Source organism: Mesorhizobium sp. M0152, assembly GCF_040322415.1.
GTDB lineage: Bacteria > Pseudomonadota > Alphaproteobacteria > Rhizobiales > Rhizobiaceae > Mesorhizobium.
On sequence record NZ_JAMYTH010000004.1, the window covers coordinates 184,533 to 204,132 of the forward strand.

Below are 19,600 nucleotides of genomic sequence, written 5' to 3' on the forward strand. Positions count from 1 at the left end.
CAAGATGAAGACGATCGCCCTCGTTGTCGCGGCGGGCTTCACCCTTGCATCCTGCCAATCGACCCCAAAGAGCGCACCCGTCCCTTCGGGCAAAAGTGCCTCGCTGCTCGCCATGGAACAGGTGGCGATATCAGCCCATAAATGCTGGATCGCCAGCAAGGACCCGGCCTTCAAGCAATATCAAATGGCCAACGAACTGAACTCTTTCAGCGGCACGCCGCGTTTCCTGCTGGTGCCGGCCAAGCACTATGGCGGCAAACCTTTGCTCGTCGTGCAGGCGCAAGGCAATTCGAACCGCGTCGACGTGTTCGGACCGCTGATGAACGACCCGCTGGGCGCGCGCATCGGCTCGGACATTGCGCGCTGGCAAACGGGCAATCCCGCCTGCGCCGCAGCCGCATAGCGGTGGGCCGCTTTCTGCAGGTCGCGGGCCTGGCCACAGGCCTGGCCGGGCTTGTCCTGCAGTTCTTCATCACCATTCCGGCGTCGATGGAAGCGGGCCGCGGCCTGCCTGGTTCGATAGTCTTTTATTTCAGCTTCTTTACCATCCTGACCAATATCGGCGCGGTGCTGGTGCATATGTCGTTGCTGTCGCCAGCCGCGCACGCATGGCTGCCTGCCTTCGCCGGCCCCCGGATCCGGGCCGGAGTCGCGGTTTCAATCACTCTGGTGTTCATCGTCTACGCCACGGTGCTGGCCCGGCTCTGGCATCCGCACGGCTTGTTCCTGCTCTGCGATGTCCTTCTGCACTATGTGACACCGGTGCTGTTCGTACTGTGGTGGCTGACAGCGGGCGCAGACGGCAGGACCCGCTGGGCCGACATATCCTGGTGGATGCTCTACCCCATTGCCTATCTGGCCTATGCGCTGGCGCGAGCGCCATTTGCCGGCGAGGTGCCCTACCCGTTCCTCGATGTCGCCAGGAACGGAGCGGCCAGCGTCGCATTGGCGGCGCTCGCTATCACCGGGCTGTTCCTGGTGATATGCGTCGTCGCCGTTCCCGTCGATCACGGTGTCGCGCAGCTCAGGACCAAGGCTAATCCCAGAAGGGCCTGATGCCCTCCCGATGGGCATCGCAGCGCGAGACGCCGATATCCTTGAGCTGATCGTCGGTCATTTCGAGCAGCGCCAGCCGGTTGCGCCGACGATCAAGCATCGCGTCGATCCATCTCGCCAGCGACGTGAACACGCGCACCACGCGGCTGACAAAGCCTCGCCGGCCCGACGGGCGTACCGCTTGGCCCGACAATTCGGCTGTTGAACGGTGGATTGTCACAATTGTATTCATTTTCTTTCCGCCAGAACTTTCAATTGCGCCCTTTTTGATGCGATACTGATATGTATTGACTCCTAAATCCACGCAATATAGAAAATTGTCACCATGACAAATTGGGTTCCAAATCTCACGGGCTCCGGGCCGCTGTACCAACGCCTGGCGGATGCAATCGAGACGGACATCGATCGGGGGACGATCGAGGCCGGAGCAAAGCTGCCACCGCAGCGCGACCTCGCCTACGATATCGGCGCCACGGTCGGTACGATTGGCCGGGCCTACCAATTGCTGCGCGAACGCGGGCTGGTGAGCGGCGAAGTCGGGCGTGGCACCTATGTGCTCGGCCAGCGTGCCGACGGCGTGAAACCGGATTTCCTGGTTCCGGAGACTGCCGGCGAAGGCACACGTTATATCGATGCGCCGCGCGGCAAGCTGCGTTTCGACAGCACGGCAGCGCCTGATATCGGCCAGGGCGCTGATATCGCCGAGGTCCTGTCGCGCACGGCGCGGGATCACCCGCACGAGATTTCAAGCTACACGCGGGATTTTCCGGACCGCTGGTATGAGGCCGGCGCCCGCTGGCTGTCGCGAAATTCCTTCCGCCCAACCGCTGACATGATCGTTCCGACGCTCGGTACCCATGCCGCGGTCATGGCGGTGATCGCGGCACTGACCACGCCCGGCGATTATGTCGCCTTCGAGCACCTCACCTATTCGCAGATTTCCCGCAGCGCCGGACTGATCGGCCGGCGGACGGCTTTGGTTGCGTCGGACGACCAAGGCATCGATCCCGCCGATTTCGAGCGCGTCTGTGCGCAAAAGCATCCCAGGATGATGTTTCTGATACCGACGGCGCAGAACCCAACCCTGGTGACCTTGTCGGCGGCGCGCCGTGAGGCAGTTGCGCGCGTCGCGCGCGAATACAACGTCATTGTCATCGAGGACGATCTCTATGGCGATCTGACCGATGACCCGACGCCACTGCTTGCCGAATATGCCCCGGAGAGAACGATCGTCGCCGGCGGCCTGTCGAAGTCGGTCGCAGCGGGCGTGCGCGGCGGCTGGCTCTCCTGCCCGCCTGCCTATCGTCATCGCATCCGGGTCGCCCACAAGATGATGACCGGCGGCATGCCCTTCCTGCTGGCGGAAGTGAATGCGCGGCTGGTGCTTTCCGGCCAGGCCAGCGACATCCGCAAGCGCAGCATCGCCGAAATCAATGCCCGTACCGCGATCGTGCGCGATACCTTGGCCGGTTTTGAGTTCCGGTCGCACGATAACGTGCCCTTTGTCTGGCTGACCCTGCCTGATCCCTGGCTTTCCGGCACCTTCAAGAATGCCTGCCTCGGGCACGGCGTGCTGATCGATGACGAGGACGAGTTCAAGGCGGGCCGCTCCGAGCAGGTCTTCCACGGTGTTCGCTTCGGCGTTTCGCAGCCAAGTCAGCGTAAAGACGTTGCCGAGGGCGTCGCCGTGATCCGGCGGCTTCTCGATGAGGGCCGCGCCGGCTACGACAGCTTCTCCTGAGCGCCAGGCGCCTCGCTCGCGCAGGAAAGCCAGCCGCTTCGGATTGCCTTGTGGCTTTGTCCGGTTTCGTGCGTTTTTCGGTAGTCCATGGGTGTATTGGCCTGTCGGCTTGCGATAAGACGAGACTCAAAATCCCAATGCACCCGGATAAAAATCGCCACCCATGACAATTTCCAATTCCGTGCCGATCACCCCCGAGCTCATCGCCTCACACGGGCTGAAGCCCGACGAGTATCAGCGCATTCTCGATCTCGTCGGTCGCGAACCGAGCTTTACCGAGCTCGGCATCTTCTCGGCGATGTGGAACGAGCACTGCTCCTACAAATCCTCGAAGAAATGGCTGCGCACATTGCCAACCACCGGACCCCAGGTCATCCAGGGTCCGGGCGAGAATGCCGGCGTGGTCGACATCGGTGACGGCGACTGCGTCGTCTTCAAGATGGAGAGCCATAACCACCCCTCCTTCATCGAGCCCTACCAGGGTGCCGCGACCGGCGTCGGGGGCATTTTGCGTGACGTCTTCACCATGGGCGCGCGGCCGATCGCGGCGATGAACGCGCTGCGCTTCGGTGCTCCGGACCATCCCAAGACCAGGCATCTGGTCGCCGGCGTGGTTTCCGGCGTCGGCGGATACGGCAATTCCTTCGGCGTGCCGACGGTCGGCGGCGAGGTCAATTTCGACGCCCGCTACAACGGCAACATTCTGGTCAATGCCTTTGCGGCGGGTCTTGCCAGGACCGACGCGATCTTCCTGTCGGAAGCCAAGGGCGTCGGCCTGCCTGTCGTCTATCTCGGCGCCAAGACCGGCCGCGACGGTGTCGGCGGTGCCACCATGGCGTCGGCCGAATTCGACGACAAGATCGACGAGAAGCGCCCGACCGTGCAGGTCGGCGACCCCTTCACCGAAAAATGCCTGCTGGAGGCCTGCCTCGAACTGATGGCCTCGGGCGCGGTCATCGCCATCCAGGACATGGGGGCGGCCGGCCTCACCTGCTCGGCTGTCGAAATGGGAGCCAAGGGCGACCTTGGCATCGAGCTCGATCTCGACAAGGTGCCGGTGCGCGAAGAGCGCATGAGCGCCTACGAGATGATGCTGTCGGAAAGCCAGGAGCGCATGCTGATGGTGCTGCGCCCCGAAAAAGAAAAGGAAGCCGAGGCGATCTTCCACAAATGGGGCCTCGACTTCGCCATCGTCGGCAAGACCACCGACGATCTGCGCTTCCGCGTGCTGCACCAGGGCGACGAGGTCGCCGATCTGCCGATCAAGGATCTCGGCGACAAGGCTCCGGAATACGATCGCCCCTGGGTCGAGCCGAAGAAACCGGCGCCGCTTGCCGCCAACGACGTTCCGCAGGCCGACATCGCCGAGGCGCTGTTGAAGCTGCTCGGCGGGCCCGATCTCTCCTCGCGCCGCTGGGTGTGGGAGCAATATGACACGCTCATCCAGGGCAATTCGCTGCAACTTCCAGGCGGCGATGCCGGCGTGGTGCGTGTCGACGGCCATCCCACCAAGGCGCTCGCCTTCTCCTCCGACGTGACGCCGCGCTACTGCGAGGCCGATCCCTACGAGGGCGGCAAGCAAGCGGTGGCCGAATGCTGGCGCAACCTGACCGCCACCGGCGCGCTGCCGCTCGCCGCCACCGACAATCTCAATTTCGGCAATCCGGAACGGCCCGAGATCATGGGCCAGCTGGTCGGCGCGGTGAAAGGCATTGGCGACGCCTGCCGCGCACTCGGTTTCCCGATCGTCTCCGGTAACGTCTCGCTCTACAACGAAACCAATGGCCAGGGCATCCTGCCGACACCGACCATCGGCGGCGTCGGCCTGATATCAGACTGGTCGAAGATGGTACGCGCCGGCTTCGCGGCGGAAGGCCAGATGATCCTGCTGGTCGGCGCGCCCGCTTCGTGGGGGACGCATCTCGGCCAGTCGGTATATATGCGCGATATTCACGGACGCACCGACGGCCCACCGCCGCCGGTCGACCTCGAGCATGAAAAGCGCGTCGGCGACCATGTGCGCGCCCTGATTGCCTCCGGCATTGTCACGGCGGCGCATGATGTTTCCGACGGCGGCATCGCGGTGGCGCTGGCCGAAATGGCGATGGCGTCGGGCATCGGTGCGACCGTTCCCGGCCTTGTCGGCACCGATCCGATTCCGGTCTGGTTCGGCGAGGACCAGGGCCGCTATCTGCTGACGCTGTCGATCGACCCGCATGGCGATGAATGGGACGCCATCCGCAAGCAGCAAAATGAAGCCGGCATTTTCGCGCCATGGATCGGCTCCACCGGCGGCAACACGTTGAAGCTTGGCGAAGCACGGGCAATCCCGGTCAGCGACTTGACCGCCGCGCACGAAGGCTGGTTCCCCCGCTTCATGGACCAGGCCATTTGACCAGGATATGATCCCGAAAAGTGGGAACCGGTTTTCTCGGACAAACGGAAAATCGTTTTGTCCAGCGATCATGCTCAATCACAGGAAACTGGCCGCCCGGGCGCTGCTCGCAGTCGTCTTCTGGCCGTCGCTGTTCTTCTTCTGGTTCCTCGGGCCGTTCGTTCTTTTCCTGCTGTCGACGACCTCGAGCGAGGTTTGCCCGCGGCTGGAAACGCGTGCGGAATTTCTTGACGCGGCCAATGGCACTATTCCGATGCTCCTCGCCCAGAACCTCATCTATGCCGTTCCGATCGCCTGCCTGGTGCTATGGGGCCGAATTTCGCCGGAGCCGGCGCGGGCACGACATATCGTCACCTGCATCAAGCTTTTCATCGCCGCGGCGGCCATAGGGGCGCTTTGGGAATACGGCTCTTCGCTTGCCTGCGACGGTTATGGCCAGCCCTTCTTCTCGCCCGCCTGGCGGATGACCGGCTACCTCCCGATTGCCAGCCTGGCGGTGAACATTCCGCTCTATGTGCTGGTCTTCAGTCTCGGCCGCGCCTTTTCGACGCGGGAGGATGATCCGACGGACGGCGCGGTTCATCCGGGCGAGACGATCTCGTAAAGCTCAATCACCCGAGGCTGGACGGAACCGCTTCAATCCAGCCCAGAAAGGCTTTAGGCTTGCCCCGACTCTCATCGCACGGGCAGCCGCGTGGCCGCCCGCCCGAAACAGGAATTCTGCCATGGCAATGGACGCCCACGACATCGAAAAACTGATCAAGGCCGGCATTCCGGACGCAAAGGTGACGATCCGCGACCTCGCCGGCGACGGCGACCACTATGCGGCCGAGGTGGTGGCCGAGAGCTTTCGCGGCAAGAGCCGCGTCCAGCAGCACCAGATGGTTTATGACGCGCTGAAGGGTAACATGGGCGGCGTGCTGCACGCGCTGGCGCTGCAGACGAGCGTTCCCGACTGAGGCATTTCCGGCCCACCAAAAGGACCGCTCGCGAGTTACGGCGTCAAAAGTCGCTTGGCCCAAAACGACCCATCCTTTGCGCCATTTCGGTCCTGGCACGGCTAAAGTCTTGTTTCGGGCAACCTATGGGTTTATTTGAAAGGCATGCTTCGAGCCTGACTCCCACAGGCGTGAAAGGATATTCTATGAGCGGCATCAACGACTACATCGACAATGAAGTGAAGGGCAACGACGTCGTCCTTTTCATGAAGGGCACGCCCGGTTTCCCGCAATGCGGATTTTCCGGCCAGGTCGTCCAGATCCTGGATTATATCGGCGCCGACTACAAAGGCGTGAACGTGCTGGATTCGGCCGAACTGCGCCAGGGCATCAAGGATTATTCCAACTGGCCGACGATCCCGCAGCTCTACGTCAAGGGCGAGTTCGTCGGCGGCTGCGACATCGTGCGCGAAATGTTCCAGGCGGGCGAGTTGCAGACTTTCCTCGTCGAAAAGGGCGTGAGCGTCAAAGGCGCCGCTTAATTTCGGTCTGGGCATGTCGATATCGGCATGCCCGGGGGATCCGGGGCACCTCGGCAATTTTATGTCCCTGATGTCGGGGACCAGGACGAGCCAATGCGCCGGCCCGCCGGCGCGTTTTCGTTTGAGAGATCGGATTTGCCGTGGACCAGCAAACATCGGCGCCGCAATCGGCAAGCAAACTGCCTATTCCGCGCTGGGAATTCATTGCGTTGTGCGCGGCGCTGATGGCGCTGAACTCGCTGGCCATCGATATCATGCTGCCGGCACTGCAGCAGATCGGCGCCTCACTCGGCGTCGCGAATGAAAACCACCGGCAATATGTGATCACCGCCTACATTCTGGGGTTTGGCGGCGGCCAGCTGTTCTTCGGGCCGATCTCGGATCGGTTCGGACGCCGCGCGCCGCTGGTCGCAGGCCTGATCATTTACGTGGCGGCGGCTGCCGCGGCCGCCATCGCGCCGAGCTTTGAGACACTTCTGCTATGCCGGGCCGTGCAAGGCATCGGCGCCGCCGCCACGCGCGTCATCGCCGTCTCGATCGTGCGCGATACGTTCGACGGCCGGCGCATGGCCGAGGTGATGTCGCTGATCTTCATGGTGTTCATGGCCATCCCGGTCGTGGCGCCGGGGATCGGCCAATTCATCATGCTGTTCGCGACCTGGCATCTGATCTTCGTCACCATGGCCGTCGGCGCGCTCATAGTTTCGGCGTGGTCGCTGCTGCGCCTGCCCGAGACGCTGCATCCAGAGTACCGCCGACCACTGACGGTTTCATCCATCGTCGGTGGATTCCGCATCGTGCTCACCAACCGCATCGCGCTCTGCTATGCCTTCGCCAGCACCTTCATCTTCGGCGCCATGTTCGGCTTCATCGCCTCGGCGCAGCAGATCTACGTCAACATCTTCGATGTCGGCGAGATGTTCCCGGTCATCTTCGCCGGCGTCGCCGGCGTGCTCGCTTTCTCCAATTATCTGAACTCGCGCCTTGTCGGCCGCATCGGCATGCGCCGCCTGTCGCAAAGCGCGCTGCTGCTGTTTTTGACCATCAGCCTCGCCTGGCTGGTCGTGTCGCTGGAAATGAAGATGCCGCTCTGGCTGTTCATCACCTTCTTTGCCTGCGCCATGCTTCCGTTCGGCGCGCTCGGCGCCAATTTCAATGCGCTCGCCATGGAGCCGCTCGGCCAGCTGGCCGGAACGGCGTCATCCATCCTTGGCTTCATGCAGACTTTCCTCGGCGGCATTCTGGGTACGCTGATCGGCCAGGCCTTCAACGGCACGGTGACGCCGCTCGCCGCCGGCTTCTGCAGCGTCTCGGTGGCGGCGCTGCTGATGATCCTGCTCGCCGAGCGCGGCAAGCTGTTCCAGCCGCAGAATCCGCCCGTCAAGGCTCTGTAGTTTTCTATTCCGCCCAGAGTTCGCGGCGCAACTCCTGCCAGCTTTCCTTGTCGGGCGCGACAAGCAGGCCGCCGCCAAGATGCGACGGCAGATAGGCGCTGCCGTCGAAGCGCGCGGCATGGCCGCCGGCCTCGGCATGGATCAGCACGCCGGCCAGGTGATCCCACGGCATCAGCTTGTTGTAGACGACGAAATGGGCATGGCCGCTGGCCAGCAGGCGGTATTCATGCGCCGCGCAGCGATAGGCGAATTGCGACAGGACCTTGGTCTGGTTGCGCGCCAGCCGTGACCGCTCGGGCTCCAACATGTATTGCCAGGAGACGGAACCGGTCATTTGCGAAATCGGCGCCGGTGCCGCGACACGGACCTTTTCCAGGTCGCCATGCGCATGCCTGATATGGCTGCCGGCGCCTTTGGCACCGATCAGCCAATCCTTGCCGACGGGATCGTGGATGGTGCCGACGACGGTCTCCCCCTTGGCCACCACCGCCAGCATGACGCCGAACAGCGGCACGCCGGACGCGAAGTTGAAGGTGCCGTCCACCGGATCGATGACGAAGGCCAGGTCGGCATCGCCCACGCCATTCAACAACGCCGGATCGTCGGAACAGGCTTCCTCGCCGACGACCATTGCGGCGGGGTAGCGTTCACGCAACCTGGCGGTGATCAGCCGCTCGGCGTTGACGTCGGCCTCCGTCACCAGGTCGGCGGCAGAGGTCTTCTGGCGGATGTCGCCGTCGCCCAGCCGACGGAAGCGCGGCATGATTTCGGCTTCGGCGGCTTCGGCCAAGATGCCGGCCAGCCAGTCGATCGCGGTGTCGTCAAACGTCATCGGAAATGTCTTGCCTACTGGAGAGCGCTTCGTCGAGGCCGGCGAAATCGAACAGTTTCCTGTCGAGCAGATGCGACGGCCTGCTGTTGGACAGGGCACGAAGCATCGTATCCTTGCGGCCGGGCATGCGCTTTTCGATGTCGTCGAGCATTGCCTTCATGGCGTTGCGCTGGAGGCCTTCCTGGCTGCCGCAGAGATCGCAGGGAATGATCGGAAATTGCATCGCGGCGGCGAATTTCTCCAGGTCGATCTCGGCGCAATAGCTCAGCGGGCGCAGCACCATGACGTCGCCTTCGTCGTTGAGCAGTTTTGGCGGCATGGCGGCGAGGCGGCCGCCATGGAACAGGTTCATGAAGAAGGTTTCGAGAATGTCCTCGCGGTGGTGGCCGAGCACCAGCGCCGAGCAGCCCTCCTCACGCGCGATGCGGTAGAGATGGCCACGCCTGAGCCGCGAGCACAGCGAGCAATAGGTGCTGCCCTGCGGCAGCTTGTCGGTGACGACGGAATAAGTGTCCTGGTATTCGATACGGTGAGGAATGGCGTAAGTGTCGAGATAGTCGGGCAGGATGTGTTTTGGAAAATTCGGCTGGCCCTGGTCGAGGTTGCAGGCCAGCAGCTCGACCGGCAGCAGGCCGCGCCATTTCAAATCCAGCAGCATGGCAAGCAGGCCGTAGGAATCCTTGCCGCCCGAAAGCGCCACCAGCCAGCGCTCACCCGGTTTGGCCATCGAGAAGTCCTCGATCGCCTGGCGGGTCAGCCGCAGCAGCCGCTTGCGCAATTTGTTGAACTCGACCGAGGACGGCACGTCGGCGAACAGCGGATGAAAACCGCCTTCGCCGTCGGCGACCGGTTCAAGCGATTGAGCGTTCGGCAGCATGTTCATGGCGTCAGTTCCAATCCTGGAGCAACGGACGTTCTGCATTTCGTTGCGCCCGGGATTAGCGGACATGGCCGACAAAGAAAAGGCCGCCTCGGGGGCGGCCTTTGGATGGTATCGCAAAATGCGTTCGATCAGCGCGAATAGAATTCGACGACCAGGTTCGGCTCCATCTGGACGGCGAACGGGACGTCCGCCAGGCCGGGGATGCGCGAGAAGGTCGCGACCATCTTGTTGTGATCGGCTTCGATGTAATCCGGAACGTCGCGTTCGGCGAGGCCGACCGATTCCAGAACGATCACCAGCTGCTTCGACTTTTCGCGCACTTCGACGACGTCGCCCGGCTTGCAGCGGTACGAGCCGATGTTGACGCGCTTGCCGTTCACATTGACGTGGCCGTGATTGACGAACTGACGGGCGGCGAAAATGGTCGGCACGAACTTGGAGCGGTAGACGACCGCGTCCAGACGCGATTCGAGCAGGCCGATCAGGTTCTCGGAGGTGTCGCCCTTGCGGCGATCGGCCTCTTCATAGACCTTGCGGAACTGCTTTTCCGAAACGTCGCCATAGTGACCCTTCAGCTTCTGCTTGGCGCGCAGCTGCAGGCCGAAATCGGAAAGCTTGCCCTTGCGGCGCTGGCCGTGCTGGCCGGGGCCGTATTCGCGCTTGTTGACCGGGGACTTCGGGCGGCCCCAGATATTTTCGCCAAGACGGCGGTCGATCTTGTACTTCGCGGATTCGCGCTTGCTCATCGCATTCCCTTTCAAAACAACATAACCCGGAACCTCATGGTCCGGGTGAAGGAAACGCGCCCTCCTCTGGCCTCCGTTTTCGAGACCTGACAGGGTTTTCCCACGCAACGCGGCGGAAAACCCACGGGACACGTCAGTTCAAACAGGATCAGAAACGACTGGGTGACCGATCCTGCGTATACAAAACAAACACCGGACATCGCTGCCCGGCGTTGGCGGCTGGTTAAACCGAGTTTTAACCGGTGTCAAGCTTGCGGCTGGATTTGGATATGGCGACGATATAGCGTTTGCCTTGTCCGATACAGTGCCGGATGTGGCGGGAGGTCGTTGCGCCAGCGGCACCAGGAAGGAACTGGAGCTAGAGGAGCGCAATTCTTATGAAGAAATTCTTCCTTACCCTGGCAGGCGCCGCGGTGCTTGCGGGTTCGATGGCGGTGGCGCCGGAACCGGCAATGGCGCGCCATTGGCACGGACACAAACAGGTCTGCCGCATCATCGTGAAGAAGAGAGTCGTGTGGCGGCATGGTCACCGCAGGGTGATCGTGGAGAGGATACGGCGCTGCCACCGCTGGTGATATAGGCGAAAACAAGTGCTTGAATGCGAAAGCCCGCGGTTCCGCCGCGGGCTTTCATCCGTTTGGAGCAAGTTTTTCGGGCACGGCGGCAAGAATCTTTCGACCAGCGAAATCAGTCTTTCGACTTCTTCTCCGGCAGCCCCTTTCGCTTGGTCTCGGCGAATTCCTCGAGCTGCTTTTCGCTCATCGATTCGTACATTCCCCTGGACGCGCCTTTGAGTTCGCGCTTTTTCGTCTCGCCGCGCTTGGCGGAGAGCGCTGCGCCGGCGGCTTTCTGCTGGGCTTTCGAAGTGGCTGGCATGGCTGGTTCTCCCTTCGCGACAGGAGACCAACGCAGTCCTTCTCCCTATGTTCCTGATATCAGCCGATCGTCAGCCCAAAACCCTGCATCAGCCGGCTCACGGCGAAATCCGCCTTGCCGGACGTGAAGACGGCGATATCGGGCGCGTTTTGCGGCAGCGCGCCGTCAATGGGCGGCAGCAGCGACAGGGCTCGCCGGGCAATCGCCTCCGCCGGATCGATCCAGTCGACCGGCCAGGGCGCGGTCTTGCGCATGCGATTGACCAGAAAGGGATAGTGCGTGCAGGCGAGCACGACGATATCGGTCCGCATGCCGTCACGCTCGATGAAGCACGGCGCGATTTCGGCCCGCACGGCCTCCTCGTCGACGAAGCCCTGGCGCATGTAGGCTTCGGCAAGCCCCGCCAGATTGTTGCTGCCGACCAGGCGGACATGGCATTTCTGCGCCCACTTGCTGATCAGGTCGCGCGTGTATTGCCGTTTCACCGTGCCCGGCGTCGCCAGCACCGAGACCAGTCCGGAGCGCGTGCGCTCCGCCGCCGGCTTGACCGCCGGCACGGTGCCGACAAAGGGGTGGCCGGGAAAAGTGTCCCGCAGCGCATCGATCACCAGCGTCGAGGCGGTGTTGCAGGCAATGACCGAAATGGCCGGCGTAAACCTCTCGAGCAACCTGGCGAACAGCTTGAGTATATGGGTCCGCAACGCCGGCTCTTCCCAGGCGCCAAAAGGGAAAGCCGCATCGTCCGCGACATAGATGAAGCGCCGGTCCGGCATCAGCACGCGCGCCTCGCGCAACACGGTCAGCCCGCCGACCCCAGAATCGAACATCAGGATCGGCCGCTCAGTCATTGTCGGTTCCCCTGCCGCCCAGCGGTGGCGTGTCGTTGTCGTCGCCATCGGCGGGGGGCGCCGGGCGATCGACTTCCGCCTTGCGGGCGCGAGCGGCCGCCGCAGGCAGCCGCCTCGGATCATCGCCTGGAGAGCCGTCCCCGCGCGGCATCGCCGGCGAGAACCTGTCGAGCGAGGAAATGATGCCGCGCAGCACCTTCAGTTCAGGCTCGGCGAAGCCGGCCCGCGTCAGCACGGCGCGCAGATTGTCGACCATCTTCGGCTTCTTCGGCGCGGGGCGGAAATAACCGCGCGCTTCCAATGCGCCTTCGAGATAGGCGAACAGGCCGTGCAGTTCTTCCTTGCTCGCCGGCTTCATGTCCGGACCGGCAAAGTTGGTTCTGGTCTCGTCTTCCAGGCCGGACTTCATCCACTCATAGGACATCAGCAGAGCGGCCTGGGCGATGTTGAGCGAGGAGAAATCGGGATCGACGGGAAAGGTGACGATCTCGTCGGCAAGGCCGACCTCGTCATTATAAAGCCCGAAGCGCTCACGGCCGAACAGGATGCCGGTGCGCTGCCCCATTTCGTGACGGGCCCGGAGCACCCTGCCCGCTTCCACCGGGCCGCGCACGGATTTGAAGCCGTCGCGCTGCCTGGCCGTGGTGGCGAAAACGAAGTTCAGATCGGCAAGCGCGGAGGCCAGATCGTCGAAAACGGTGACGGCATCGATGACGTGGTCGGCGCGGCTCGCCGCGGCGCGCGCCTTCTCACTCGGCCAGCCGTCACGCGGATTGACCAGGCGCAGCTCCGACAGGCCAAAATTGGCCATGGCGCGCGCGACCATGCCGATGTTCTCGCCAAGCTGCGGCTCGACCAGGATGATCGCCGGGCCGGCGGCGGACGTGCTATCTGGATCTTTGGTGACGGGCATGATTGTCAATGAACTGCTGTTTGCGGCATTTCAGCGTCCCCTGCCATATTCGGCCGCGAAAATGAAGCATTCGCAAACGATGGCGACTATCACCTCGCATTCGGGCCGATCGCCGTTTGCGCGGCCAAAAACGCTTTGATATACGGGCGCATCCCCGGCCGAACGCCACGCGGGCAAGGCCGTCCCCATTCCCAGCAACGAGGCATTCTTTCCATGGCGAAGATCAAGGTGGCGAACCCGGTCGTCGAACTCGACGGCGACGAGATGACCCGCATCATCTGGCAGTTCATCAAGGACAAGCTGATCCACCCTTATCTCGACCTCAAGCTCGAATATTACGACCTCGGCATCGAGCATCGTGACGCCACCAACGACCAGGTGACCATCGATTCGGCGAACGCCATCAAGAAATACGGCGTCGGCGTGAAATGCGCCACGATCACGCCCGACGAGCAGCGCGTCGAGGAATTCAAGCTGAAGAAGATGTGGAAGTCGCCGAACGGCACCATCCGCAACATTCTTGGCGGCACGATTTTCCGCGAGCCTATCATCATGAAGAACGTGCCGCGCCTTGTGCCCGGCTGGACCAAGCCGATCATCGTCGGCCGCCACGCCTATGGCGACCAGTACCGCGCCACCGATTTCCGCTTCCCCGGCAAGGGCAAGCTGACGATCAAGTTCGTCGGCGAGGACGGCAAGGTGATCGAGCACGACGTGTTCGACGCGCCCGGCGCCGGTGTGGCCATGGCCATGTACAATCTCGACGAATCGATCCGCGAGTTCGCCCGCGCCTCGCTGAACTACGGCCTGCTGCGCAACTATCCGGTCTACCTGTCGACCAAGAACACCATCCTGAAAGCCTATGATGGCCGCTTCAAGGACATTTTCCAGGAAGTCTACGAGGCTGAATTCGAGGCCGAGTTCAAGGCGAAGAAGCTGTGGTACGAGCACCGCCTGATCGACGACATGGTGGCCTCCAGCCTGAAATGGTCGGGCGGCTATGTCTGGGCCTGCAAGAACTATGACGGCGACGTGCAGTCCGACACGGTGGCGCAAGGGTTCGGCTCGCTCGGCCTGATGACCTCGGTGCTGATGACGCCGGACGGCAAGACGGTGGAAGCCGAAGCCGCGCACGGCACCGTCACCCGCCATTACCGCCAGCACCAGAAGGGCGAGGAAACCTCGACCAATTCGATCGCCTCGATCTTCGCCTGGACGCGTGGCCTCGCCCACCGCGCCAAGCTCGACGACAATGCCGAGTTGAAGCGCTTCGCCGAGACGCTGGAAAGGGTCTGCATCCAGACGGTCGAATCCGGTTTCATGACCAAGGACCTGTCGCTGCTGATCGGCCCCGATCAGCCTTGGCTTTCGACCGCCGGCTTCCTCGACAAGATCGACGAGAATTTGCAGAAGGCGATGGCGTAACCCGCCTCGTCCGGGAGCACCATGGGCAAGCCGGTCGTCTACGGAGCGGATTACAGTGTCTATGTCCGCATCGTGCGGCTGGCGCTCGAGAGGAGAAGGGCATCGATTACGAGCTTGTGCCGGTCGATGTCTTTGCCGCCGAGGGCATTCCGCCTGGTATTTCGAGCACCACCCGTTCGGCCGCATCCCCGCTTTCGAGCATGATGGGTTTCGGCTGTTCGAGACGAGCGCGATTGCTCGCTATGCCGATGAAGCGTTTGACGGGCCGGCGCTGCAACCGAAGGAGCCGCGCAGCCGTGCGCGGATGAACCAAATCATCGGCCTGCTCGATGCCTATGCCTACAGGTCGATGGTCTGGGATGTCGCCGTCGAGCGCCTGGAGAAGGCGGCGCCGGACGAGGCGCTGATCGCCGGCGGACTTTCACAGGCGCGCAAGGTGCTTCAGGCGCTGTCCTCGCTAAAAGCGCCGGGGCCATGGTTGCTGGGCGACCAGCTGACGCTGGCCGATCTGCACGCGGCGCCGATCATCGGCTATTTCCTCAAGGTCGCGGACGGGCGGGAATTGCTGGCCGAATTTTCTGAGATCCAGGACTGGTGGCACCGCATCGCCGCGCGCGCCAGCTTCGAGAGGACGGAGCAGATCGGCTGACGGCGACGGGCTCGATGGGCAGGCAATCGCTTCGGGCTTGAATCGAGGCGTTGGCGCTGCCCCTCATCTGGCTGCCGCCATCTTCTCCCCGTATAGTGACGGGGAGAAGGACGCTTTCGTCGATGATTTCGCTAATCGCCAGCGTCGCGGCATCTCCCTTCTCCCCGTCACTATACGGGGAGAAGTGCCCGGTCCACCCTCCGCAGCTGCAGCGCAGCTGCTGCGGAGGACGGGCAGGGCGATGAGGGGCAGCGCCGACCTGGAATTGGTGGTCTCCAGCGATCAAGCCGCCTCGAGTGCCGCCCTCACCGCCGCGATCGCATCATCGGCCCTGGATGCATCGGGGCCGCCGGCCTGGGCCATGTCGGGGCGGCCGCCGCCGCCTTGCCCACCAAGGGCCGCCGAGGCGACACGCACCAGGTCGACGGCGCTGAAGCGGCTGGTCAGGTCGTCCGTCACGCCCACGACGACACTTGCCTTGTTGTCCTCGCCGGCGCCGACGAAGACGACGATGCCGGAACCGAGCGACCTCTTGCCGGCATCGGCCAAGGGCTTCAGGTCCTTCGGCGAGACGCCGGAAACCGCCTTGCCGAGGAAACCGACGCCGGCAATGGTTTCGTTTTCGGCGGGCGCACCGGCTGGCGAGCGGTCGCCCAGCGCCAGCTTCTTGCGCGCCTCGGTCAATTCCTTCTCGAGCTTCTTGCGCTCGTCGAGCAGCGCCTCGACGCGCGCCTGCACGTCGGCCGGCGAAATCTTGAGCGTCGCCGCGACCGATTTCAGACGCCGGTCCTGTTCGTCGAGATGCCTGCGCGCGGCCTCGCCGGTCAACGCCTCGATGCGGCGCACGCCGGCGGCAACCGCGCTGTCCGACACCACGCGCACCAGACCGATATCGCCCGTCGCCCTGACATGCGTGCCGCCGCACAGCTCGACCGAATAGGGCCGGTTGGCCTTGGCGCCATGCAGGCCCGTGCCCATCGAAACAACCCGCACTTCGTCGCCATACTTCTCACCGAACAGCGCCATGGCGCCCTCGGCAATGGCGTCGTCGACCGACATCAGGCGCGTGGTCACCGGGCCGTTCTGGACGACGATCTCGTTGGCCATGCGCTCGACCTCTTCGAGGTCCTCCGGCGAGATCGGCTTGTTGTGCGAAATGTCGAAGCGCAGGCGCTCGGGCCCTACCAGCGACCCCTTCTGCGCGACGTGGGTGCCCAGCACCTCGCGCAGTGCCTCGTGGATCAGATGCGTGGCGGAATGGTTCGCCCGCAGCCTGGTGCGCCTGATATGGTCGACCTTCAGCTCGACGGCAGCACCGGTCCTGGCCGTGCCGCTCGCCACCTTGCCCAAATGCACGAACAGGCCGTCGGCCTTCTTCTGCGTATCGGTCACCTCGATCGAGAACCCTTCGCCCGAAATGACGCCGGTGTCGCCCATCTGGCCACCGGACTCGCCGTAGAACGGCGTCTGGTTGACGACGATCGCAACCGCTTCGCCCTCGCCGGCGCTGTCGACGGTCTTGCCGTCTCTTACAAGCGCCTGGATGAGGCCTTCCGCCTGCTCGGTCTCGTAGCCGAGGAACTCGGTAGCGCCCGTCTTTTCGCGGACCGCGAACCAAACCGTCTCGGTGGCCGCATCGCCGGAACCCGCCCAGTGGGCGCGCGCCTCGGCCCTCTGCCGCTCCATCGCATTGGTGAAGCCGGCAAGATCGACGGAGATGCTGCGCTGGCGCAGAGCATCCTGCGTCAGGTCGAGCGGGAAGCCGTAAGTGTCATAGAGCTTGAAGGCCGTTTCGCCATCCAGCATGTCGCCGGCATGCATTTTTTCGGTAGCCTCCGAAAGCAGGCCCAGGCCGCGCACCAGCGTCTTTCGGAAACGGGTTTCCTCGAGCTTCAGCGTCTCGGTGATCAACTGTTCGCCGCGCACCAGTTCAGGATAGGCCTGGCCCATTTCGCGCACCAGGGCCGGCACCAGGCGCCACATCAGCGGATCGCGGGAACCCAGCAACTGCGCATGACGCATGGCGCGGCGCATGATGCGGCGCAGCACGTAGCCACGGCCTTCATTCGACGGCAGCACGCCGTCGGCGACCAGAAAGGAGGACGAGCGCAGGTGATCCGCGATGACGCGGAAGGACCCTACCGTCTCCGCGTCCGGAGCACGCCCGATCGCGGAGGATGTGGCGTCGATCAGGTGGCGGAACAGGTCGGTCTCGAAGACGCTTTCCACGCCTTGCAGAATCGACGCCATGCGCTCCAGGCCCATGCCGGTGTCGATGGACGGCCGCGGCAGGTCGACGCGTTCGTCCTTCGTCACCTGCTCATACTGCATGAACACCAGGTTCCAGAATTCGAGGAACCGGTCGCCGTCTTCCTCGGGGCTGCCTGGAGGGCCGCCCCAGATGTGTTCGCCCCGGTCGATGAATATCTCGGAGCACGGCCCGCAAGGGCCGGTGTCGCCCATGGCCCAGAAATTGTCCGATGTGGGAATGCGGATGATGCGGTCGTCGGAGAGGCCTGCGATCTTCTTCCAGAACCCGGCTGCCTCGTCGTCCGTATGATAGACGGTGACCAGCAGCTTGTCCTTGTCCAGCCCGAACTCCCTGGTGATCAGGTTCCAGGCAAGTTCGATGGCGCGCTCCTTGAAGTAGTCGCCAAAGGAGAAATTGCCGAGCATCTCGAAGAAGGTCAGATGGCGCGCGGTGTAGCCGACATTGTCGAGATCGTTGTGCTTGCCGCCGGCGCGAACGCTCTTCTGGGCGGTGGTGGCGCGCGAATAGGGCCGCTTCTCCAAACCGGTAAAGACGTTCTTGAACTGCACCATGCCGGCATTGGTGAACATCAGCGTCGGATCGTTGCGCGGCACCAGCGGGCTCGATGCCACGATTTCGTGACCCTCCTTGCGGAAATAGTCGAGAAATGTCGACCGGATCTCGTTCACGCCACTCATGAAATGCTGCCTTTTCGAGAGAACCGCCGGGGCGGAAAATGGACATGGCCTTTTAGCGGTCGCACCGCACCCTGTCCAGAAACACGGAATGGGCCAATTGGCGGCTTCCGCCAGCAGTTGGAACCGCCTCTACCCCGCCAAAACGCAAACCGCCGGCACGAAGCCGGCGGTTTGAAACACAACAACACAGAACTCAATTACATAAGCCCGAGATAATAGAGCAGGATTATGGCCGAACTCCGGCGGGTACCCCTGCCCGGGCCGTTACATGGCGCCGGCTTCATCCTCGAACCCATCGTCGCCACCTTCGGAACCGCCATTCTCGAGGAATTTCTCGGCGATCAGCCCGGCATTCTGCCTGAGCGCAAGTTCGATCTCGCGGGCGGTATCGGGATTGTCGCGCAGGAACAGTTTTGCATTCTCGCGGCCTTGGCCCAGACGCTGCGAATTGTAGGAAAACCAGGCGCCTGATTTCTCGACCACGCCGGCCTTGACGCCGAGGTCGACCAGTTCGCCGGTCTTGGACACGCCCTCGCCATACATGATGTCGAACTCGACCACCTTGAAGGGCGGCGCCAGCTTGTTCTTGACCACCTTGACGCGGGTCTGGTTGCCGACGACCTCGTCGCGGTCCTTGACCGAGCCGATGCGGCGGATGTCGAGACGGACAGAAGCATAGAATTTCAGCGCGTTGCCGCCGGTGGTGGTTTCGGGCGATCCGAACATGACGCCGATCTTCATGCGGATCTGGTTGATGAAGATGACCATGGTGTTGGAGCGCGAGATCGAGGCGGTCAGCTTGCGCAGCGCCTGGCTCATCAGGCGGGCCTGCAGGCCCGGCAGAGAATCGCCCATCTCGCCTTCGATTTCAGCGCGCGGCGTCAACGCCGCGACCGAATCGACCACCAGCACGTCGATGGCGCCGGAGCGCACCAGCGTATCGCAGATCTCCAGCGCCTGCTCACCGGTGTCGGGCTGCGAGATCAGGAGGTTTTCCAGATCGACGCCGAGCTTGCGGGCATAGACCGGATCGAGCGCGTGCTCGGCATCGACGAAGGCGCAGATGCCGCCCTTCTTCTGGGCTTCCGCCACCGTGTGCAAAGCAAGCGTCGTCTTGCCCGAGCTTTCCGGCCCGTAGATCTCGATGATGCGGCCGCGCGGCAGACCGCCGACGCCAAGCGCGATGTCGAGGCCAAGCGAACCGGTCGGCACCGTTTCGATCTCGACGACCTGCTCGTTCGCGCCGAGCCGCATGATCGAGCCCTTGCCGAAAGCCCGCTCGATTTGCGACAGCGCCGCATCCAGAGCCTTTGATTTGTCCACTGCCTTATCCTCTACAAGCCGCAAAGTATTCTGAGCCATGATACATCACCCCTTGGTCGTCAATGAAGGCCGGACAATCCGTTATCCCTA

At 63.1% G+C, this 19,600-nt stretch carries 19 protein-coding genes and 1 pseudogene; 11 read left to right on the forward strand and 9 right to left on the reverse strand.

The window, feature by feature from the left end; genetic code table 11:
• Nucleotides 1-4 precede the first annotated feature (4 nt).
• Nucleotides 5-403 carry a hypothetical protein gene (locus NKJ26_RS06400; protein ID WP_502903089.1) on the forward strand — a complete coding sequence of 133 codons (399 nt, stop codon included), beginning with the start codon at nt 5-7 and terminating at the stop codon, nt 401-403.
• 2 nt (nt 404-405) lie between these two features.
• Complete coding sequence (locus NKJ26_RS06405; RefSeq protein ID WP_352694573.1) at nt 406-1,056, forward strand: Pr6Pr family membrane protein; 651 nt, start codon at nt 406-408, stop codon at nt 1,054-1,056.
• On the opposite strand, the gene NKJ26_RS06410 is transcribed toward NKJ26_RS06405, so the two are convergent.
• Nucleotides 1,037-1,288 (reverse strand): DUF1127 domain-containing protein, encoded by a 252-nt coding sequence (locus NKJ26_RS06410; RefSeq protein ID WP_352602351.1) that lies wholly within the window; start codon nt 1,286-1,288, stop codon nt 1,037-1,039. The two genes, NKJ26_RS06405 and NKJ26_RS06410, sit on opposite strands and share 20 nt — an antisense overlap.
• Before the next feature lie 93 nt (nt 1,289-1,381).
• Here NKJ26_RS06410 and NKJ26_RS06415 point away from each other — a divergent pair, with 93 nt between their 5' ends.
• The 6 genes from NKJ26_RS06415 to NKJ26_RS06440 all read left to right on the forward strand — a co-directional run bounded on the left by NKJ26_RS06415 (nt 1,382) and on the right by NKJ26_RS06440 (nt 8,066).
• Nucleotides 1,382-2,797 (forward strand): aminotransferase-like domain-containing protein, encoded by a 1,416-nt coding sequence (locus NKJ26_RS06415; RefSeq protein ID WP_352694575.1) that lies wholly within the window; start codon nt 1,382-1,384, stop codon nt 2,795-2,797.
• 163 nt (nt 2,798-2,960) lie between these two features.
• Nucleotides 2,961-5,192, forward strand: coding sequence for a phosphoribosylformylglycinamidine synthase subunit PurL (gene purL, locus NKJ26_RS06420; protein ID WP_352694577.1), 2,232 nt, complete (start codon nt 2,961-2,963; stop codon nt 5,190-5,192).
• Nucleotides 5,193-5,262: 70 nt separating this feature from the next.
• Nucleotides 5,263-5,796 carry a hypothetical protein gene (locus NKJ26_RS06425; RefSeq protein WP_352694579.1) on the forward strand — a complete coding sequence of 178 codons (534 nt, stop codon included), beginning with the start codon at nt 5,263-5,265 and terminating at the stop codon, nt 5,794-5,796.
• A 121-nt stretch (nt 5,797-5,917) separates the two neighbouring features.
• Nucleotides 5,918-6,151 (forward strand): BolA/IbaG family iron-sulfur metabolism protein, encoded by a 234-nt coding sequence (locus NKJ26_RS06430; RefSeq protein WP_192253559.1) that lies wholly within the window; start codon nt 5,918-5,920, stop codon nt 6,149-6,151.
• A 185-nt stretch (nt 6,152-6,336) separates the two neighbouring features.
• A complete protein-coding gene (gene grxD, locus NKJ26_RS06435; protein ID WP_010909091.1) occupies nt 6,337-6,672 on the forward strand; it encodes a Grx4 family monothiol glutaredoxin in 336 nt (111 codons plus the stop codon).
• A 140-nt stretch (nt 6,673-6,812) separates the two neighbouring features.
• Complete coding sequence (locus tag NKJ26_RS06440) at nt 6,813-8,066, forward strand: multidrug effflux MFS transporter (RefSeq protein ID WP_352694582.1); 1,254 nt, start codon at nt 6,813-6,815, stop codon at nt 8,064-8,066.
• A gap of 4 nt (nt 8,067-8,070) precedes the next feature.
• On the opposite strand, the gene NKJ26_RS06445 is transcribed toward NKJ26_RS06440, so the two are convergent.
• The 3 genes from NKJ26_RS06445 to rpsD form a co-directional block, all read right to left on the reverse strand.
• The gene (locus NKJ26_RS06445) at nt 8,071-8,898 is read right to left on the reverse strand and encodes an inositol monophosphatase family protein (RefSeq protein WP_352694584.1); all 828 of its coding nucleotides are present in this window, start codon (nt 8,896-8,898) and stop codon (nt 8,071-8,073) included.
• Nucleotides 8,888-9,781, reverse strand: a complete 894-nt coding sequence (ttcA, locus tag NKJ26_RS06450) for a tRNA 2-thiocytidine(32) synthetase TtcA (RefSeq protein WP_352694586.1) — start codon at nt 9,779-9,781, stop codon at nt 8,888-8,890. The genes NKJ26_RS06445 and ttcA overlap by 11 nt, the downstream gene beginning before the upstream one ends.
• 128 nt (nt 9,782-9,909) lie before the next feature.
• Entirely contained in the window at nt 9,910-10,527 is a 618-nt protein-coding gene (gene rpsD / locus NKJ26_RS06455; protein ID WP_023773182.1) for a 30S ribosomal protein S4, read from the reverse strand.
• Nucleotides 10,528-10,904: 377 nt separating this feature from the next.
• Here rpsD and NKJ26_RS06460 point away from each other — a divergent pair, with 377 nt between their 5' ends.
• Entirely contained in the window at nt 10,905-11,102 is a 198-nt protein-coding gene (locus tag NKJ26_RS06460; protein ID WP_027042433.1) for a hypothetical protein, read from the forward strand.
• A 112-nt stretch (nt 11,103-11,214) separates the two neighbouring features.
• Here the strand turns inward: NKJ26_RS06460 and NKJ26_RS06465 are convergent, their stop codons facing one another.
• Genes NKJ26_RS06465 through NKJ26_RS06475 form a run of 3 tightly spaced genes read right to left on the reverse strand, consistent with a single transcriptional unit; the run spans nt 11,215 to nt 13,164 of the window.
• On the reverse strand, nt 11,215-11,403 hold the full coding sequence (locus NKJ26_RS06465) for a DUF3008 family protein (RefSeq protein ID WP_352602367.1): 189 nt from the start codon (nt 11,401-11,403) through the stop codon (nt 11,215-11,217).
• A gap of 59 nt (nt 11,404-11,462) precedes the next feature.
• On the reverse strand, nt 11,463-12,251 hold the full coding sequence (gene murI, locus NKJ26_RS06470; protein ID WP_352602369.1) for a glutamate racemase: 789 nt from the start codon (nt 12,249-12,251) through the stop codon (nt 11,463-11,465).
• Complete coding sequence (locus NKJ26_RS06475; RefSeq protein ID WP_027028109.1) at nt 12,244-13,164, reverse strand: RNA methyltransferase; 921 nt, start codon at nt 13,162-13,164, stop codon at nt 12,244-12,246. Before NKJ26_RS06475 ends, murI begins: the two co-directional genes overlap by 8 nt.
• A 213-nt stretch (nt 13,165-13,377) precedes the next feature.
• On the opposite strand from NKJ26_RS06475, the gene NKJ26_RS06480 reads away from it, so the two are divergent.
• Nucleotides 13,378-14,589: an NADP-dependent isocitrate dehydrogenase gene (locus NKJ26_RS06480; RefSeq protein WP_352694590.1), complete on the forward strand. Its 1,212-nt coding sequence runs from the start codon at nt 13,378-13,380 to the stop codon at nt 14,587-14,589.
• A gap of 21 nt (nt 14,590-14,610) precedes the next feature.
• Nucleotides 14,611-15,238: pseudogene (locus NKJ26_RS06485) on the forward strand (glutathione S-transferase family protein).
• Between the two features lie 282 nt (nt 15,239-15,520).
• On the opposite strand, the gene alaS reads toward NKJ26_RS06485, so the two are convergent.
• Together alaS and recA are read right to left on the reverse strand one after the other, a co-directional pair.
• On the reverse strand, nt 15,521-18,187 hold the full coding sequence (gene alaS, locus NKJ26_RS06490; protein ID WP_352694592.1) for an alanine--tRNA ligase: 2,667 nt from the start codon (nt 18,185-18,187) through the stop codon (nt 15,521-15,523).
• A gap of 264 nt (nt 18,188-18,451) precedes the next feature.
• Nucleotides 18,452-19,549 carry a recombinase RecA gene (gene recA / locus NKJ26_RS06495; protein WP_027028105.1) on the reverse strand — a complete coding sequence of 366 codons (1,098 nt, stop codon included), beginning with the start codon at nt 19,547-19,549 and terminating at the stop codon, nt 18,452-18,454.
• Between the last annotated feature and the right edge of the window lie 51 nt (nt 19,550-19,600).

What these genes read in the sequence shown, in the direction of transcription:
- NKJ26_RS06400 (WP_502903089.1), top strand. Translation starts at nt 5, where the DNA reads ATGAAGACGATCGCCCTCGTTGTCGCGGCGGGCTTCACCCTTGCATCC.
- purL (WP_352694577.1), top strand. Translation starts at nt 2,961, where the DNA reads ATGACAATTTCCAATTCCGTGCCGATCACCCCCGAGCTCATCGCCTCA.
- grxD (WP_010909091.1), top strand. Translation starts at nt 6,337, where the DNA reads ATGAGCGGCATCAACGACTACATCGACAATGAAGTGAAGGGCAACGAC.
- NKJ26_RS06475 (WP_027028109.1), bottom strand. Translation starts at nt 13,164, where the DNA reads ATGCCCGTCACCAAAGATCCAGATAGCACGTCCGCCGCCGGCCCGGCG.
- NKJ26_RS06425 (WP_352694579.1), top strand. Translation starts at nt 5,263, where the DNA reads ATGCTCAATCACAGGAAACTGGCCGCCCGGGCGCTGCTCGCAGTCGTC.
- recA (WP_027028105.1), bottom strand. Translation starts at nt 19,549, where the DNA reads ATGGCTCAGAATACTTTGCGGCTTGTAGAGGATAAGGCAGTGGACAAA.
- rpsD (WP_023773182.1), bottom strand. Translation starts at nt 10,527, where the DNA reads ATGAGCAAGCGCGAATCCGCGAAGTACAAGATCGACCGCCGTCTTGGC.
- NKJ26_RS06480 (WP_352694590.1), top strand. Translation starts at nt 13,378, where the DNA reads ATGGCGAAGATCAAGGTGGCGAACCCGGTCGTCGAACTCGACGGCGAC.
- murI (WP_352602369.1), bottom strand. Translation starts at nt 12,251, where the DNA reads ATGACTGAGCGGCCGATCCTGATGTTCGATTCTGGGGTCGGCGGGCTG.
- NKJ26_RS06465 (WP_352602367.1), bottom strand. Translation starts at nt 11,403, where the DNA reads ATGCCAGCCACTTCGAAAGCCCAGCAGAAAGCCGCCGGCGCAGCGCTC.
- NKJ26_RS06445 (WP_352694584.1), bottom strand. Translation starts at nt 8,898, where the DNA reads ATGACGTTTGACGACACCGCGATCGACTGGCTGGCCGGCATCTTGGCC.
- NKJ26_RS06460 (WP_027042433.1), top strand. Translation starts at nt 10,905, where the DNA reads ATGAAGAAATTCTTCCTTACCCTGGCAGGCGCCGCGGTGCTTGCGGGT.
- NKJ26_RS06415 (WP_352694575.1), top strand. Translation starts at nt 1,382, where the DNA reads ATGACAAATTGGGTTCCAAATCTCACGGGCTCCGGGCCGCTGTACCAA.
- alaS (WP_352694592.1), bottom strand. Translation starts at nt 18,187, where the DNA reads ATGAGTGGCGTGAACGAGATCCGGTCGACATTTCTCGACTATTTCCGC.
- ttcA (WP_352694586.1), bottom strand. Translation starts at nt 9,781, where the DNA reads ATGAACATGCTGCCGAACGCTCAATCGCTTGAACCGGTCGCCGACGGC.
- NKJ26_RS06430 (WP_192253559.1), top strand. Translation starts at nt 5,918, where the DNA reads ATGGCAATGGACGCCCACGACATCGAAAAACTGATCAAGGCCGGCATT.
- NKJ26_RS06410 (WP_352602351.1), bottom strand. Translation starts at nt 1,288, where the DNA reads ATGAATACAATTGTGACAATCCACCGTTCAACAGCCGAATTGTCGGGC.